Source organism: Piscirickettsia litoralis, from assembly GCF_001720395.1.
Classification (GTDB): domain Bacteria; phylum Pseudomonadota; class Gammaproteobacteria; order Piscirickettsiales; family Piscirickettsiaceae; genus Piscirickettsia; species Piscirickettsia litoralis.
The window spans coordinates 1670739-1685584 of the sequence record NZ_MDTU01000001.1 but is presented as its reverse complement, the minus strand read 5'-3'; the positions used below and the strand labels follow the sequence as shown (position 1 = coordinate 1685584).

General features: G+C 40.6%; 15 protein-coding genes and 1 tRNA gene. 9 read left to right on the top strand and 7 right to left on the bottom strand.

Going from position 1 to position 14846, the window contains the following annotated elements:
- Positions 1-197 precede the first annotated feature (197 nt).
- The 5 genes from BGC07_RS08390 (at position 198) to BGC07_RS08370 (ending at position 5858) form a co-directional block, all read left to right on the top strand.
- On the top strand, positions 198-1520 hold the full coding sequence (locus tag BGC07_RS08390) for an LbtU family siderophore porin (RefSeq protein WP_069312735.1): 1323 nt from the start codon (positions 198-200) through the stop codon (positions 1518-1520).
- An 82-nt stretch (positions 1521-1602) separates the two neighbouring features.
- On the top strand, positions 1603-1992 hold the full coding sequence (locus BGC07_RS08385) for a hypothetical protein (protein WP_069312734.1): 390 nt from the start codon (positions 1603-1605) through the stop codon (positions 1990-1992).
- Positions 1993-2380: 388 nt separating this feature from the next.
- Complete coding sequence (locus BGC07_RS08380) at positions 2381-2854, top strand: hypothetical protein (RefSeq protein ID WP_069312733.1); 474 nt, start codon at positions 2381-2383, stop codon at positions 2852-2854.
- An 85-nt stretch (positions 2855-2939) separates the two neighbouring features.
- Positions 2940-4478 carry a hypothetical protein gene (locus BGC07_RS08375; RefSeq protein ID WP_139121654.1) on the top strand — a complete coding sequence of 513 codons (1539 nt, stop codon included), beginning with the start codon at positions 2940-2942 and terminating at the stop codon, positions 4476-4478.
- 150 nt (positions 4479-4628) lie between these two features.
- Positions 4629-5858 (top strand): cellulase family glycosylhydrolase, encoded by a 1230-nt coding sequence (locus tag BGC07_RS08370; RefSeq protein ID WP_069312731.1) that lies wholly within the window; start codon positions 4629-4631, stop codon positions 5856-5858.
- 74 nt (positions 5859-5932) lie between these two features.
- On the opposite strand, the gene BGC07_RS23205 is transcribed toward BGC07_RS08370, so the two are convergent.
- The 5 genes from BGC07_RS23205 to BGC07_RS08355 form a co-directional block, all read right to left on the bottom strand.
- Positions 5933-7399 carry an efflux RND transporter permease subunit gene (locus BGC07_RS23205; RefSeq protein ID WP_268801708.1) on the bottom strand — a complete coding sequence of 489 codons (1467 nt, stop codon included), beginning with the start codon at positions 7397-7399 and terminating at the stop codon, positions 5933-5935.
- Positions 7341-8999 (bottom strand): efflux RND transporter permease subunit, encoded by a 1659-nt coding sequence (locus BGC07_RS23200; RefSeq protein ID WP_268801632.1) that lies wholly within the window; start codon positions 8997-8999, stop codon positions 7341-7343. The genes BGC07_RS23205 and BGC07_RS23200 overlap by 59 nt, the downstream gene beginning before the upstream one ends.
- Before the next feature lie 63 nt (positions 9000-9062).
- Entirely contained in the window at positions 9063-9761 is a 699-nt protein-coding gene (locus BGC07_RS22100; protein WP_317135151.1) for an efflux RND transporter periplasmic adaptor subunit, read from the bottom strand.
- Positions 9742-10170 carry an efflux RND transporter periplasmic adaptor subunit gene (locus BGC07_RS22095; RefSeq protein ID WP_235603037.1) on the bottom strand — a complete coding sequence of 143 codons (429 nt, stop codon included), beginning with the start codon at positions 10168-10170 and terminating at the stop codon, positions 9742-9744. Before BGC07_RS22095 ends, BGC07_RS22100 begins: the two co-directional genes overlap by 20 nt.
- A 13-nt stretch (positions 10171-10183) precedes the next feature.
- Positions 10184-10723 carry a DUF6622 family protein gene (locus BGC07_RS08355; protein ID WP_069312730.1) on the bottom strand — a complete coding sequence of 180 codons (540 nt, stop codon included), beginning with the start codon at positions 10721-10723 and terminating at the stop codon, positions 10184-10186.
- Between the two features lie 102 nt (positions 10724-10825).
- On the opposite strand from BGC07_RS08355, the gene BGC07_RS08350 reads away from it, so the two are divergent.
- The 4 genes from BGC07_RS08350 (at position 10826) to BGC07_RS08335 (ending at position 13375) form a co-directional block, all read left to right on the top strand.
- Complete coding sequence (locus tag BGC07_RS08350) at positions 10826-11398, top strand: PadR family transcriptional regulator (RefSeq protein WP_235603036.1); 573 nt, start codon at positions 10826-10828, stop codon at positions 11396-11398.
- Between the two features lie 76 nt (positions 11399-11474).
- Positions 11475-12215 (top strand): DUF2076 domain-containing protein, encoded by a 741-nt coding sequence (locus tag BGC07_RS08345; RefSeq protein ID WP_069312729.1) that lies wholly within the window; start codon positions 11475-11477, stop codon positions 12213-12215.
- Between the two features lie 153 nt (positions 12216-12368).
- Entirely contained in the window at positions 12369-13214 is an 846-nt protein-coding gene (locus BGC07_RS08340; RefSeq protein ID WP_069312728.1) for an HDOD domain-containing protein, read from the top strand.
- A gap of 84 nt (positions 13215-13298) precedes the next feature.
- Positions 13299-13375: transfer RNA gene (locus BGC07_RS08335), tRNA-Met, on the top strand.
- 62 nt (positions 13376-13437) lie between these two features.
- Here BGC07_RS08335 and BGC07_RS08330 read toward each other — a convergent pair.
- Positions 13438-14010 carry a DUF1415 domain-containing protein gene (locus BGC07_RS08330; RefSeq protein WP_069312727.1) on the bottom strand — a complete coding sequence of 191 codons (573 nt, stop codon included), beginning with the start codon at positions 14008-14010 and terminating at the stop codon, positions 13438-13440.
- A gap of 16 nt (positions 14011-14026) precedes the next feature.
- A complete protein-coding gene (gene phhA, locus BGC07_RS08325; protein WP_235603035.1) occupies positions 14027-14734 on the bottom strand; it encodes a phenylalanine 4-monooxygenase in 708 nt (235 codons plus the stop codon).
- Between the last annotated feature and the right edge of the window lie 112 nt (positions 14735-14846).

Genomic DNA, 14846 nt, shown 5'->3' with positions numbered 1-14846 from the left:
TTTTTTTTATTGCTCTTTTTATTGGTTTTATTCTAATTTGATAGATAGTTATCGAGATTCGATAAGTTTGGTTTTTAGCTGAAGTTTTTTTTTAGCTTTAGGTTTTACAAAGTGAATTAAGCTAGTTATAGTAGCTCCAGTTGCTTAATAGCACTTAAATGTGTATCCCAATATAAAACAAATTAGAGTGAATAAAAATGAAAGTAAAAATGATCGTCGCAGCAGTAGCTGTAGCTGGTTTGACTGCAACAGCAGCAAATGCAGCAGATAACGGCAAGCTTCAATTACAAATCAATCAATTGAAAGCTCAACAAACTCAACTTCAACAACAAGTTGCTAACCTTCAAGGTCAAGGCCAAACTGCCGGTGCAGTTCACGTTGGTCCTGTAGGAGGAGAGCTAATCGCTTCTAACAATTACAACGGTCGTGGTTTAGACCTTCTTAAATCAATCGCTAAAGCAGGCAGCAATGCACCATTATTAACAATTGGTGGTACTTTAGAAGCTGATGGTCAATATAACCGTAATGGTACTGTGGGTTCTGGCTCTACTAGCGGTAATCCAGTTGAGAATGCATACAAGGGTAACAGTGCTTCTGCATTCTACCTAGACACTGCGCGCATTGACGTTTTAGCGAACGTTAATGATTGGGTTCATGGTGAAATGTCTTACGATTTAAACAGCACTGCTTCTGATAAATTACACACGGGTAGTTTATTAATTGGTAACCTAAACCAATTGCCAGTGTATGGCCAAATCGGTAAATTCTACCCAGATGCAGGTCTATTTGGTCTAGCAACTGATGATATCTACTCTGATAACCTTGCTAAGCATTACTTCCGTCCAGGTGCTCAAAATGGTGCATCTGTGGGCTTCTACAAAGCGGGTTTGCATACCTCTTTAACTGCATTCAAAACAAGCACAACTCAAGCTAACATTAACAACCCTAATCAAGCAACGAGTGACTGGTCTGCACAAGCAGATTACACCTTCAATGCGGGTCAGGTTAATGCAACTGTAGGCGCGGGCTATGTTTCTAACATCGTTAACACTAATGATGATCTGACAATCACAGGTGCTGACAAGAATACTGGTCGTATCCCGATGGCGAACATCAGCGCTAAAGTGGGTGTAGGTCCGTTTGATATTTTAGCGACCTATGCACAAAGCTTGAAGGCTGTAAATAATCGCACGGGTATTGCAGGCGATACTAAGTTAAAAGCATTTGATGTTGAAGGTGCGTACCACTTCCAAATGGTTAAGCCAATGACTGTTATGTTAGGTTATAGCCGTACATATGGCTTTGATACTGCTAATGTAACTGACACTAGCAACACTACTAACACTGGTCCTAAGCACGATCAATGGTTATTAGGTGTTAACTCTGAAGTATTCAAGAACACGACTGTTGGTCTTGAGTATGCACGTGTTAGCCAATACACTAATGTTATTGCAAATAGCAGCAATACTAGCACTAGCCACTACAACGTGTTGACTGCTGATATGACTGTTAAGTTCTAATTTGAACTGATAAAGTCTCAAAAAGGCGCTTCGGCGCCTTTTTTTATGGCTTTTATTTGATGATAGAGTTTTGGAGTATTGAATGAAAAATTTAGTATTAGCACAGTGTTTCATTTATATTGCAGCGTTGATTGCAGTAATTATCCTTGTGGCTCAACCTTTTGTGATGCCGACAAAATTGGCTGATGTGCCTTTAACGCCTTTAGTTGTCGCATCGATTTATTCATTGATCTTTGCTGGATTGTTGGCTTTAGGTGGGTATAAATTACTGAGTAAAGCCGGTTGGCCACGGTTTTTAGTTATTTTAATGTTTATTGCTGATGCGATGCCAGCAGCCAAAAATTGGCCGGTGCTCTGGCAAACAGCGAAAGTGTTAGCGATTATTTATCTAATTAAAGTGGTTTTAACTTTAATTGCGATTGCTTTAACTTTTACAAAATCTGCACGTATATTTTATCAAAGCGGAGAATAATCCTCTGCTTTGCTGTTTTTATCTTTTTGTTTAATTTTTCTTGCTTTAAATTTTTATTTAAAATGTATTGATTTATGATTTTTATTATTAATATAATAAAATTTTATGTTTTATCTGTTATTTTATTTTGGTGTAATTGCTGTTGTCATGTGAGTGGCTATTATTTGTGAGAGGCTGCAATAAGTTAATTTAACAAAAAATTAATAAATTAATTTAAAGTATTATTTGATTGTCAATTAAAAACATAATATGTTGGTTAGATGGAAAGGAAAATAAGGAATTAATTTTTTATGGTTTTATTTTATAGATAATAAATAAAATAGAGTTTATTTGTTGTTCTGATTTTTACTTGAAATTTTTATTGATTGGTCTTAATCAAGGGGTGTTTATGTCTTATAGAAAATATTTAATGAAAAAATCTGTAACTTTTGTCGCTGGAATGGCAAGTGTAATGGTGAGTATCAATGCGGTTGCTGAAATTTCTCCAGGAAGTAACTTTTCAAGTTTGTTGATGTCACCAAATCAATGTTCGCAGGGGAGCTGCCCAAGTGGTGCGTATTTTGTTCAGGGAGGAGATGCTGACGCACTTTATAACTTAGGGACTATTATTGGCGGTGGTCAAGATAAAATGGGCCAACCTGCACCTGTAGGGAAAACAACTGAGTGGTCAAATAGCCGCTATGCAATTTTAATCGGTGCGGGTAATTATCCAATGACAGAACCCTTCAAAATTGGTTATTATACGCAAGTTTTAGGTGTTGGCAGTAATCGAGGAAGTGTTACGGTTAGCCCAGGAATTAATATATTGAATACCGCAAATGCTCAAGGCCAGGTAGCGCCACAGCCTGGGGGGTCTAAATAATTTTTGGCGTGCTTTAGCTGATTTAACGATTGATGCAACAGGACTAAAAAATCCAGCTGGAGCGGGGGATTCTGATTCTGATGCATTGAGAATTGCAGTATCACAAGCATCTGCAATTAGAAATATCCATGTAACAGGCACGCATGCTGATGGGTCACCAATGAATTTATTGCTTTGTGACTGGAATACGGGTGGTACTTATGCATGTGGCATGACGAGTGGTGGTTTTATTGGTAACTCTACTATAGATGGTCACTTAAAGTTAGGCTCTCAGCAACAATTTTATATCACAAATGTAACTACGCCAGAAATAGATACCGGGGTATGGAATGCTGTAGTAAATAATATGGATGCTAAGACAAAATACTTGGGCACAGGAGATATTGAACATACACAAAATGCTTGGGGTTATACAAGCTTACCAGCGAAAAATGACCCAAATAAAGCAACCACGGATAATACATATCCATTTACAAAAACAATGGATACTCCTAATAATAAAGCGCAATATAATCCAAGGCTCGTTGTGGATAATCAAAGTCATTGGTCTGTAAGTTATAATAATGGCCAAGTGCTAAAACCAATCTCAAACTTTGAGATATTATCACCAGATAATGATCAAGATAATATGACTAAAGTTGATGCCAATGCATTAAATGTCGCATTAAGTGGAAAAGCAGGCTTGATTATTATGCCTGGCGTGTATCAAATCAATGGCGGTCAGATTCAAGTTAATAAAGACCAAACAGTCCTTGGGTTAGGACTGCCTTCTTTAGTATGTAATGACGATGGTGGTTGTATGAAAACAGCGAGTGAAGGTGTTCGCTTAGCAGGGTTTGTATTTGATGCTGGCGTTAAAAATGCTAGTGATAGTGCAAACAATGTATTGCTTACTATCGGAGAGCAGGGGCAGGGGCTAGCGGATAATCCAGATATATTACAAGATGTGTATGCTCGTATCGCTCGCACTACCCAAGGTGATCCAAACGATCCTGGGCCATCAGCATATGCGGCTGTAAAAATAAATGCAAACTATGTGATTGGCCAAAACTTATGGCTATGGCGCGCTGATCATGATGCACGTACCACAGGAAGTCCTGATACCAGCCCAACAACAGCACTCACAAACTGGAATACCGATAAAGCGCAGTATGGACTTATTGTAAATGGTAATTATGTAACGATGGATGGTCTTGCAGTTGAACACTTTGAGAATGCTCAAACGCTTTGGAATGGGAAATATGGGACAATTAATTTTTATCAATCTGAAATGCCTTATCGTTTACCAGAAGGTGATAGTAAAGCTAACCCTTTAGTGTCTTGTAACTCTTTTACCGATAAACAGCAGGTTTGCCCAGCTTTATTGGTTAATTCATCTGCTAACAACTTTACTGGGTATGGTTTAGGCGTTTATTCTTACTTTCCTATGCAAGAAGTGCATGCAGATAATGCTATTGAAGTAAAAGCAACTCAGAGAGTAGCCCTTAATCACCTTGTTGATCGTTGGCTCAATGGTGAAGAAAATAGTGGCATTGCGCATATTGTGAATGGCCAAGGGCTGATGGTGAGCGGGCCATTGCAAAATAGTAAAAATGGCAGTACGCTCGATCAATTCAGACTATAATTTTAATTAAAACACTAAAAAGGCATCGATAGATATCTTTTTAGTGTTTATGCTCTTCTTTTTGATGATTTTAAAAAATTAATATTAATTTAATGTAGATTTTTTATATTTTGTTAAATAATTTTTAAAATTTATTAATGAGGTTTTTAAATGAGTTTATATAGAAAATTATCATGTTTTTGTGCAGCATCATTAACTTTGACTTTATCTGTGACTGGTTTTTCTGCAACGGTTAATACATTTCCATTTGGTGGTATTAATATTAGCGCAGCTGAAACAGGAAGTGGTGCTCAAAGTACCTTGCAATATTTAAATCGTATCGATTATCCCAATAATGCAAAAAACTTGAGTGATTGCTTTAATAATCCGACTCAATGTACAAATTATTTTGGTAACTTTCCTGCAGGTACTAGCAAGAATGATTCGTTTAGTGGTATTGGAATGAATATAGTGCGATTGCCTTTTCGGTGGGACTATGTGTTTAATCAAATTCCGACTTCAACGAAGATTAATGAGTTAGGCACTGATACTGTAAATTCAAATTACTTAAAGCCTCTTGCTAAAAATATTAGTAACTTACTTAATACAGGGGCTATTGTTATTTTAGATGCACATGACTATATGCAATGGAACCCAAATGCAGGTGCAGGCGGAGGTTCGTTTGGAAAAATAGTTACTGAAGATGAAATTAGTCATATTTGGGGCGCATTAGTGAATGAATTAAAAGCACAAGGTGTAGATACTGCAAATAATCATCTTTGGTTTGAAATTTCCAATGAGCCGAATCATATGAGTGCAAGCAGTGCTTATAATCTTGATGTTGCTGGGCTAAAATCAATTCGCTCTCAAGGGTTGAAAAATAAAATTATCGTTGAGGGGACATATTATTCGGGGATGTGGAGTTGGTTTAAAGACGAAGGGCAAGGAGTTAATAGTGATGCATTTAAGGGGTTGTTAGCAGCAGATAAAGAAAAGAATGTGGCAGTAGCGATGCACCAATATTTTGACAGTGACTATAGTGGCACACAGGCAAATTGTGTTGATACAACGTCATCTGTGCTTGATCAAAGCTTTTTTAATAAATTAGATGATTGGATGAAAGAAAACAAAATTGACGTGATTTTAGATGAATTTGGTGTTCCAGGTGATAAAGACCAGGTGAGTGATGTATGTGCAAAGGATGTAAATAGTGTCTTAAATTATATGCATGAAAATACAGTGTCATATAGTGACAAATTATTAACAAATAGCAGTGGTGGACATTTTTTAGGTTGGACGGTTTGGAATTATTCCCCGGTGTATAAAAATCAAATTGAAGACCTAACACCAGGCTCTAAAGCGATTGATGATATTTACAAAAAGCATCTGCCAACAGTATAGAATTGTTTGTTTCAAAAATAAGCAAGCCCACTTAAAGTGGGCTTTTTTACTTGGGTTGGAATTAAAGTTTTGTTTTAAGCTTGCTCTATTGGTTTGGGTTTATTTAAACTGCGTTTTCTTGCCAAGTAAGTGTACATGGTCGGAATAACGAAGAGTGTAAATAATGTCCCTATTAATAGCCCCATAGCGATGACTAAACCGAGGTCGTGACGGCTCACTGCTCCTGCACCTGAGGCGATAATGAGTGGCACAACACCGACAACCATTGCCGCTGTAGTCATTAAGATCGGCCGTAAACGCATTCCGGCAGCATGCTCAATAGCATCGCGAATATCGCGCCCTTCTTTTTCTTGTAAGTCATTGGCAAACTGGACCATTAAAATACCATGTTTAGTAATTAAGCCAATTAATGTGACTAAACCAATTTCAGTATAAATATTCAGTGAGGCCCAGCCTAGAGCCATTGGGATCGCGGCACCGAATATAGCCATCGGGACAGTGAACATGATGATGAAAGGGTCGCGGAAGCTTTCAAACTGTGCAGCAAGGACCAAGAAAATCATGATCAAGGCAAAGAAGAAAGTATAGATTAAGGCGTTGCCTTCTTGAACGAGTGTTCGTGATTGACCTGAGAAGTTATAGGTCATGCCTTTTGGCATCAACTTAGTAGCTTGTGCTTTTAAGAAGTTAAGCGCCTCTGTATCGGTATGTCCTGGCATTGCCACAGCGGATAAGGTGGCAGAATTTAGCTGTTGGAACTGATTTAAAGTGCCTGGTTCAACGGAAGTCGAAAGCTTAATCAAGCTGGACAATGGAATCAGCTTGCCCGCAGCGGTTTTAATGTAGTTATTATTAAGTTGTTGTGGCGTTAAGCGTTTGTCATCTGGCAATTGAGGGATGACTTGATAACTGCGGCCATCAAGGCTGAAGTAATTGATTTTACCGCCACTTAATAGGGTGCTAAGTGTTGAGCCAATTTGCTGCATGGTGATGCCCATTTGCGCGGCTTTTGCTCGGTCGATTGCAATATTTAATTCAGGTTTATTGAATTTTAAATCGCTGTCGGTGAAGAGGAATAAGCCACTTTTATTGGCTGCAGCTTCTAGTTTTGTCATGACATCGTTAAGTATTTTATAGTCGGCGGTGCTCGTCAAAACAAACTGAATTGGCATACCATCAGGTCCGGGTAGGGCAGGCATTTGAATCGCTTGCGCCTGTAACCCAGTAATTTGGTCAAGCTTTTGTTGCAATAAAGGTTGTAATTGCATGGTCGTCATCGAGCGATCTCCCCATGGCTTGAGTACTGCACCGGAAGTCACTTGACTTGGGAAAGTCCCAGCCCCTGTGGTATTGATGATGAAGTAATCTGAAACCGCAGGGAAGCTTTTATAAATTTTACCAAATTCTTTTGAGTATTTTTCAACGTAGTTAATGTTGGCATATTTTGGTGCTGAGGCGAAGGTAATTAAAAACCCTTGATCCTCATGTGGAGCAAGTTGTTTTTGGCTCATTTTTAACATGCCAAAAATTCCGACTAAAATAATGAGGCCAAAGGTTAGAACGACCGGGCGATGGTTTAATGTTTGGTGTAAAAACCTTTTCGTAGGCGTGTTGTAAACGTAAGAATTGACGATCGAGCCAGTGTGCTAAGCCACCACCGGCACTATCTTCGACCAATAATTTTGAGCACATCATCGGTGATAGTGTTAAGGCGATGACGCCAGAGACAATCACCGCAGCGGCTAGGGTTAGGGCGAACTCTTTAAAGAGCGCACCGGTAATGCCACCAACAAAGGCAATTGGTGCATAGACCGCAGCGAGGGTAATTGTCATGGCAATGACCGGTGAGGCAATCTCACGGGCACCCACCAGGGCGGCTTCAAATGGTTTTTTACCTTCTTCGATATGGCGGTGGACATTTTCGACGACAATAATCGCATCATCGACGACCAGGCCGATAGCAAGTACCATGGCAAAGAGAGTGAGTAGGTTAATCGAATAGCCAAAGACCAGCATGAGAGAACAAACACCAATCAATGATAATGGAATGGTGACAACCGGAATAATAACGGAGCGTAGTGAGCCTAAGAATAGGAAAATCACAACAATAACAATAAGTGTCGCTTCAATAATAGTTTTAATGACCTCTTGAATTGATGCATTAATGTATTGAGTTGCATCATAGACGACATTTTGCTTCAGTGAGGGAGGCAGATCTTTGGTGAGTGTCGGTAACACTTTACGCACATCTTTGATGACAGAAAGCGGGTTAGCCGATGAGGTTGACTGGATAGCAATAAAGACACCGCGCTTGCCATTGAAAATGACCGATGAACTGTAATCCTGAGCGCCCAAGGCAACTTTTGCAACATCTTTAAGGCGGATTAAAGTATCGCCACTTTCTTTGACGACGATATTTTTAAAGTCTTTAACGGTATTAATATCGGTTTTAGCATTGATATTATAAACGCTGAAAACACCCTTGGTTTGGCCTGCGGCGGTTTGATAGTTATTTGAAGTGAGAGCGTTTGAAACCTCAGTTGCGGTAACATGAAGTGCGGCCATTTGTGTTGGATTTAACCAAACACGCATTGCAAATGGATTTCCTCCCAGAATATCTGCGCTGCCGACGCCTTGAACGGTTTGTAGTTTGGGTTGAATAACGCGAGATAAATAATCATAAATTTGCGGAGAGGTCAGCTCATCGCTTGAATAACTGATATAGAGCAAAGCGACAGAGTCTGACTTTTTCTTGGCAATGACGGGTTGATCGGCATCTTGTGGCAGCTGATTTTGTACTGAATTAACCTGACTCATTACCTGAGCAAAGGCAGCATCCGCATTGACATTGGGTTTTAAGTAAATGCTGATGGTACTTGTACCGGTGACACTTTGCGCTGAAATATAGTCAATACCATCGACACTGGCGACGGCTTTTTCGATAGGAGAAGTAATAAAGCCTTGGATCAGGTTCGCAGTGGCTCCTGAGTAAGTCGTTGTCACTGTGATGACGGTGTTTTCAATTTTTGGGTACTGACGCACCTGAAGTTCAAACAGTGCACGCAAGCCTAATATCAAAATCATAATGCTGATGACGCTGGCAAGGACTGGGCGGCGTACAAAAAGATCTGTAAATTTCATAAATCGCTATCCATTAAAGGTAAATGATTTAAACCTTAAATTAGAGGGTGTAAAAGAAGTGAATTACCACTTCTCTATATTTTTTAAAGCAATTGGATCATCATTATTCAATTTGAGTTGACCACCATCGACAATCAAATCACCGGCTTTAACCCCTTTATTGATTACAACGGTATTGCCTCGTTGATCCCCTGTTTTTATGGCAATGCGCTTAACAATGCCGACAGCTTCGCCTTGTTGGTTTTTCTTGCCGCTGAGCTGGATTAGATAGGCCGAATCACCATATAAGGTATAAGTGATCGCTGTATGGGGTAAGGTCAATACACTAGGAAGTGCAGGTAAATACACCTTAACTGTGGTAAACATCCCGGGATAGAGTTCATGTTTAGGGTTCGGTAACGAGGCTTGTATTTCAATGGTCCGTGTATCTGAGTCGACCTCTGAGTTAATCGCGCTAATTGTGCCGGTAAATTCCCGTCCAGGAAAGCTATCAACCGTTGCAGTTATTTTCTGGCCGAGAGTTAATTTATTCATGTCCTCTTGGGGCAGTGAGAAATTAATATGCAATGGATCGATTGACTGTAAGCTCACGATGCTAGTGCCCGGAGAGACATATTGACCAAGGTTGACATTGCGAATGCCGATTTTGCCGCTAAAGGGGGCGCGGATGAGTTTTTGTGAAATAGACACTTCGGTGCCGAGCATTTGCGCTTTCGTTTGCTCGAGTGTGGCTAAGGCACTATCAACTTCTTGGCGGGAGATAGCAGTTTTTTCTCAGTAATGCTCTGTCACGATTATAGGTGAGCTGATCGAGCTTTAATTTAGCTTTGTATTGAAGCAAATTCGCTTGCTCAGTGCGATCATCGAGCTGGACAAGTGGCCGGCCTTTTTCGACGAAATCGCCAGACTGGAATAAAATACGCTCAACTTGGCCGGAGACTTCAGAGGTCACATTCACACCGTTTACAGCGACGATTGAGCCTACAGACTCCAAATAAGGCTGCCAAGGGGTTTGCTTGACCTTGACGGCCGATACTGTGGCCGGTGGGGGGATAAAGGCAGCGAGCATTTTCATGCCTTGTTGAATATGCCGGTAAACAAAAAAGCTAATCGTGCCAAAGATCAGAACAAGAAGGATGACGAGGGTTAACCAGGCCTTGCGACGGCTCATAGGTGGATCTCCATTAAGAATGTACAGACGTTTTTAAACATTTTTTAGTGTAATAACTATAGCTCAAGCACAGGCTGCGGCCGATGCTTAAACCTGTAAATAATCCAGCTGTTGTTAGCAATATAACATTAAATGAGAAATTACGAATTATTTCTGGGGTAAGTGCTAGCTGATAAAATAAGGTATATTTTATGGTAAATGCACCAAGCAAGAAAATCAGTGTGTAAGGACTGCCTGGGAGGCTTAGGGTGTGCTTGCTATAGTTTGCATGAATTTGTGAAGTCGGCGTATTAAAGTATGCGACCATCAAACCGGCAATGAGTCCAAGCGCCCACAAAATCAAAATATCTGATACTGCTTGCGAAGCGCTTGCCGTCATCAAGGTACGAATGGAGCAGAAAGTAAAAATCGTTGGAATAATAGTGAGACGATAGATAGAGTGAGTTGAGACTGACAAGGCACTGATGCCCCGTTTAATAAAAAATATCAGCAATGCATAAGCCCACCACGGTGTATGGCTGAGGGTTAAATAAAGTGTGTGGTATGCATTCATTGTTAAAATCAAGGGCCTATTTATTTTGACGCTATCATTGTGTGTGTATATTATATATGTTTTATATATATGTAAACACTATGCTCTATATTTGGGCGTACAGTGGGGAAAAAAGTGGCCAAAGAAAGCAAGTCACGTTATGCGATACTCGGTGTGTTAAGTCATCGCGGAGAGTTATCCGGTTATGATGTTAAACAGTTTTTATTAGAAAGCGCCTGCTACTTTTGGGCGGAAAGCGAGTCACAAATATATCCGACGTTAAAGCGGTTAACCGCGGAAGGTCTGGTGACTTGTCGAGAAGATGCTCATGGCGCCAGAACTCGCAAGCTGTATAGCATCACAGATGCGGGGATAAGAGCGATACAGGTATGGTTGAAGGATCCATCGATTAAATATCAAATTCGTGACGAACTGGTGTTGAAGTTGTTTTTCGGTTGTCATGTTGAGCCTGCGGTCATGATCGAGCATTTACAGGCGGCACGCGCCCGTGAGCTAGAGTTTTTACACTTAGTTAACAATGCGCTCGATAATAAGATCGATAGTGTGCTGGGTGATCGTCCTCAATACGCTTATGTTCAGGCGGTTGCACGTGGAGGCCAGCGCTGCACGGTTGCGACAGTGGAGTGGCTAGATGAAACCATAGAAACATTAAAAGCGCTAGAAAAGCAAAATTAATACTTTGTTAACGCCAAGCAACAGTGGTTAGTGATAGAATCGGATTTTAAGAGATGGTTTATAATCGGAGAACGCTATGTTAGCAGAAGAACGTCAAATGATAGAGTCTTTAGGTGAGCGCTTACGTGATGCCGGTCCTAAAATTCAAAAGGATAAAGAGGCTGCGGCCTTGATTGAAGAAAAGGTAGGAACTCAAAAAGACGTTGTTTATCAGCTAACTCAAGCGACTTTATTACAAGAGCATGCTTTGGGGCAGGCACAGCAGCAAATTGCCCAATTGCGCGCAGAGTTAGAGCAACAACGCCAGCAGGCTGCCCAGAAACCGAGCGGAAGTTTTTTAGGTAATTTATTTGGTGGTAATAAAAACCAACAAACACCGCCACGGTCTACTCATTTTGCCGGTGGCGCAGGTCAACAGCAGTTTGCCGCTCAACCTCAATACAATAACATGGGACCTCAAGGTGGAGGTTTTATGGGAGGTGGTGCAGCTCAGCAAGGCGGTGGTAGTAGTTTTTTAAGAAATGCAGCCGCAGGCGCGGTAGGTGTTGCTGGCGGGATGTTTTTATTTGAAGGGCTAAGTAGTATGTTTGGTGGTGGTGCAGCGCATGCGGCTGCGCCTTCTGAAGTGATAAACGAGACCGTAATTAACGAAGCGCCTGCTGAAGGTTTTGATGCAGGCCAAACAGGCATGGATCAACAGGGCGGTGTCATGGATACTGGTGCTTTTGACCAGGGAACCTTTGATAACAATAGTTTTGGTGATTTTGGCGGAGGTGACTTTGGTGGAGGCGATGACTTTGGTGGGGGCGATTGGTAAAATCGGCTAATTCGGAGTTAGCTTTTTTTAAATTAAATTTCTTTTTATTTCAGCCTATTAATTATATTTGATAGGCTTTTCTTGTTTTGGTGCAGGGATGGTTGACCAACTTCTATACTTAAGTCTAATAGTCTGGATATAGCGTGACTTGTTATGGGTGATAATCAAGAACATAACCCTTTACGTGGCATTACAGTCCCTGCTCAACCTCATATTATCAGTGCAATCAAAGAGGCTGAGGATGATTTGGATAAGATCTCAGCATTGATTAACAAAGATCCAAGTATTGCGGCGAGCGTTTTGAAAATTGTTAATTCTGCCGCCTTTGGTATTAAAGCTAAAATTGGCTCTATCGAACGTGCGGTGATGATGCTAGGGATTAACCGGGTTAAGACCTTGGTGAATACGCAAGCGTTGCAAAGCTCACTTGGAAGTGCTGGTAGTTGTGAGATTATGAGTTTTTGGGATGGAGCCAATGATATTGCACTCACCTGTTACTTGCTCGCAGTGGAGTTAAACCGGCAGTTATTGCCTGATGATGCGTATAGCTTGGGCCTGTTTCACAATTGTGGTGTTATTTTATTGGCGCAAAAGCATGAAGATTATTTAAAGACTTTGTCTGAAAGTTATGATAGCCATAAAGAGAGTGATTTAACCACTATAGAAGACATTCGCTATCAGTCTAATCATGCTGTAATTGGCTACTATATTGGCAAAGGTTGGAAGTTACCTGATGCGATGACGCAAGTGATACGCCATCACCATGATTTAGAATACATTCGCAACGGACCTAAAAAAGGGGCGGAATTGACGTTTGAGATGTTGGCTGTGTTGAAAATGGCTGAGCATATCGTGGGTCTGCATAAATCATTAGGACATAGTGATGCTGATCATGAATGGCCACAGATTCAAAGCAGCTGTCTAGAAAGTTTGGATTTAACGGATTACGAATTTGAAGAGTTGACGGATGTTATCCATGACAAAATGGCCTTGGATTAATAAATCGGGGCAGTATTTTGAAAAAAAAGTAAAAAAAAGTTGACCTAGAGAGCCAAATTCATATAATAGCAAAGCATTGTCGGCGGCTATGTAGCTCAGCTGGTTAGAGCACAGCACTCATAATGCTGGGGTCCGCAGTTCAAGTCTGCGCATAGCCACCATCTTAATCTAGTTAAGATGTTTTCGCCTACACTGCACTTCTGAATTACCCTTTTATTTTTGCTTATTCGTTGTTGTCATCATCGTGACTATAGCAGTTTTTTAGCATCAATTGCATCGCATTCAGTCCAAGCTCTCTTGCATGGCTAATATTGCGCTCTGGAATTGCGGCAGGGGCGGCCACTTTTTCAAGCACGCGCTCTAAGCTTGCCTCACGGATTAAATGTAAGGTTGGATAAGGTGAACGGTTGGTGTAATTCGCTGGGTCATCAAGATCAGCATCGGCAAAGCAATAATCAGGGTGAAAGCTGGCAAGTTGGTAAATTCCTTCATAACCTTGTTTAATAAGCAATGCATTAGCAAGATCGAGTAGATCTAAAAAGCGCTCAAACTGACTCACACCTGTTGAAAATATCACCAATGTCGTTTCTGTTTGTGGGTGAGTATCTAGGTATTTACATTCTAAAACTAATGTTTCTAGCATTGCGGCAATCTTCTTATCCGTATTTACCAGATAGCGGATGCTGTTACGCTTAAATTCACGCACAGCAAATGGGCAAAAATTATGGCCGATGATGACCTGTTCTAGCCAATTTTGTGTTGCTGTAATAAGGTGATCAGAGTTGTAATGTGTCATCTTGTTATTTAGTTGCCTATGTTATTTGCTGTGCCGAAGAAGATGCGCGAGTGTATTTGATGTGTTGGGCGGTAATATCAAGTAAATCAAGTTCCATCAGTTGATAAAGATCTTCTAGTTGATTAATGATAAAGTAACTTGGCTGAATTTGATCATAGCGGTAATCAGTCGTGATGACGCTGTGAAGGTTAAAGAGCTGGCGGTTTGGTTCATCACTTGCTAAAGAAAACTGCGTCTCTTTAATCGATGATAAAATGCCGCCGCCGTAAATACGTAAACCTTGCTTGGATTTTATTAAGCCAAACTCAATTGTAAACCAGAATAAGCGCTCTAACAATCGCAGCTGTTCTTTTGAGGCTTGTAAGGCAAGTTTGCCATAGTGCTCAAGAAAGTTAGCATAGGCGGGGTGAGTCAGCAGTGGACAATGACCGAATATTTCATGAAATATATCAGGCTCTTGAAGATACTCTAGGTCTTGTTGGCGGCGAATAAAGCTTGCAGCTGGAAATTTTTTATTCGCAAGTAAGGTAAAAAATTCTTTGACAGGGATAATTGCTGGCACGGGCTCTACAGACCAGCCTGTTAACTTTCCAAGTGTTTTTGAAATGTCTCGAGGTTGTGGAATATGCTCAGAAGGTAAGCTCAATAATTCTAAACCGTGGATAAATTCATCACATGCTCGATTTTGAATAATTTTTTCTGACGAGTAAAAAGTGTTTGCCAAACCTGATGCTCTGTAGTCGAAAAATCGATAAAACCGGTTGCATCAGGCGTTTTTGCCTGGTAAATATGCATCGCTCTGTTGCCCTGTAAGAGGTTGAGTAAAAATTTTGAGA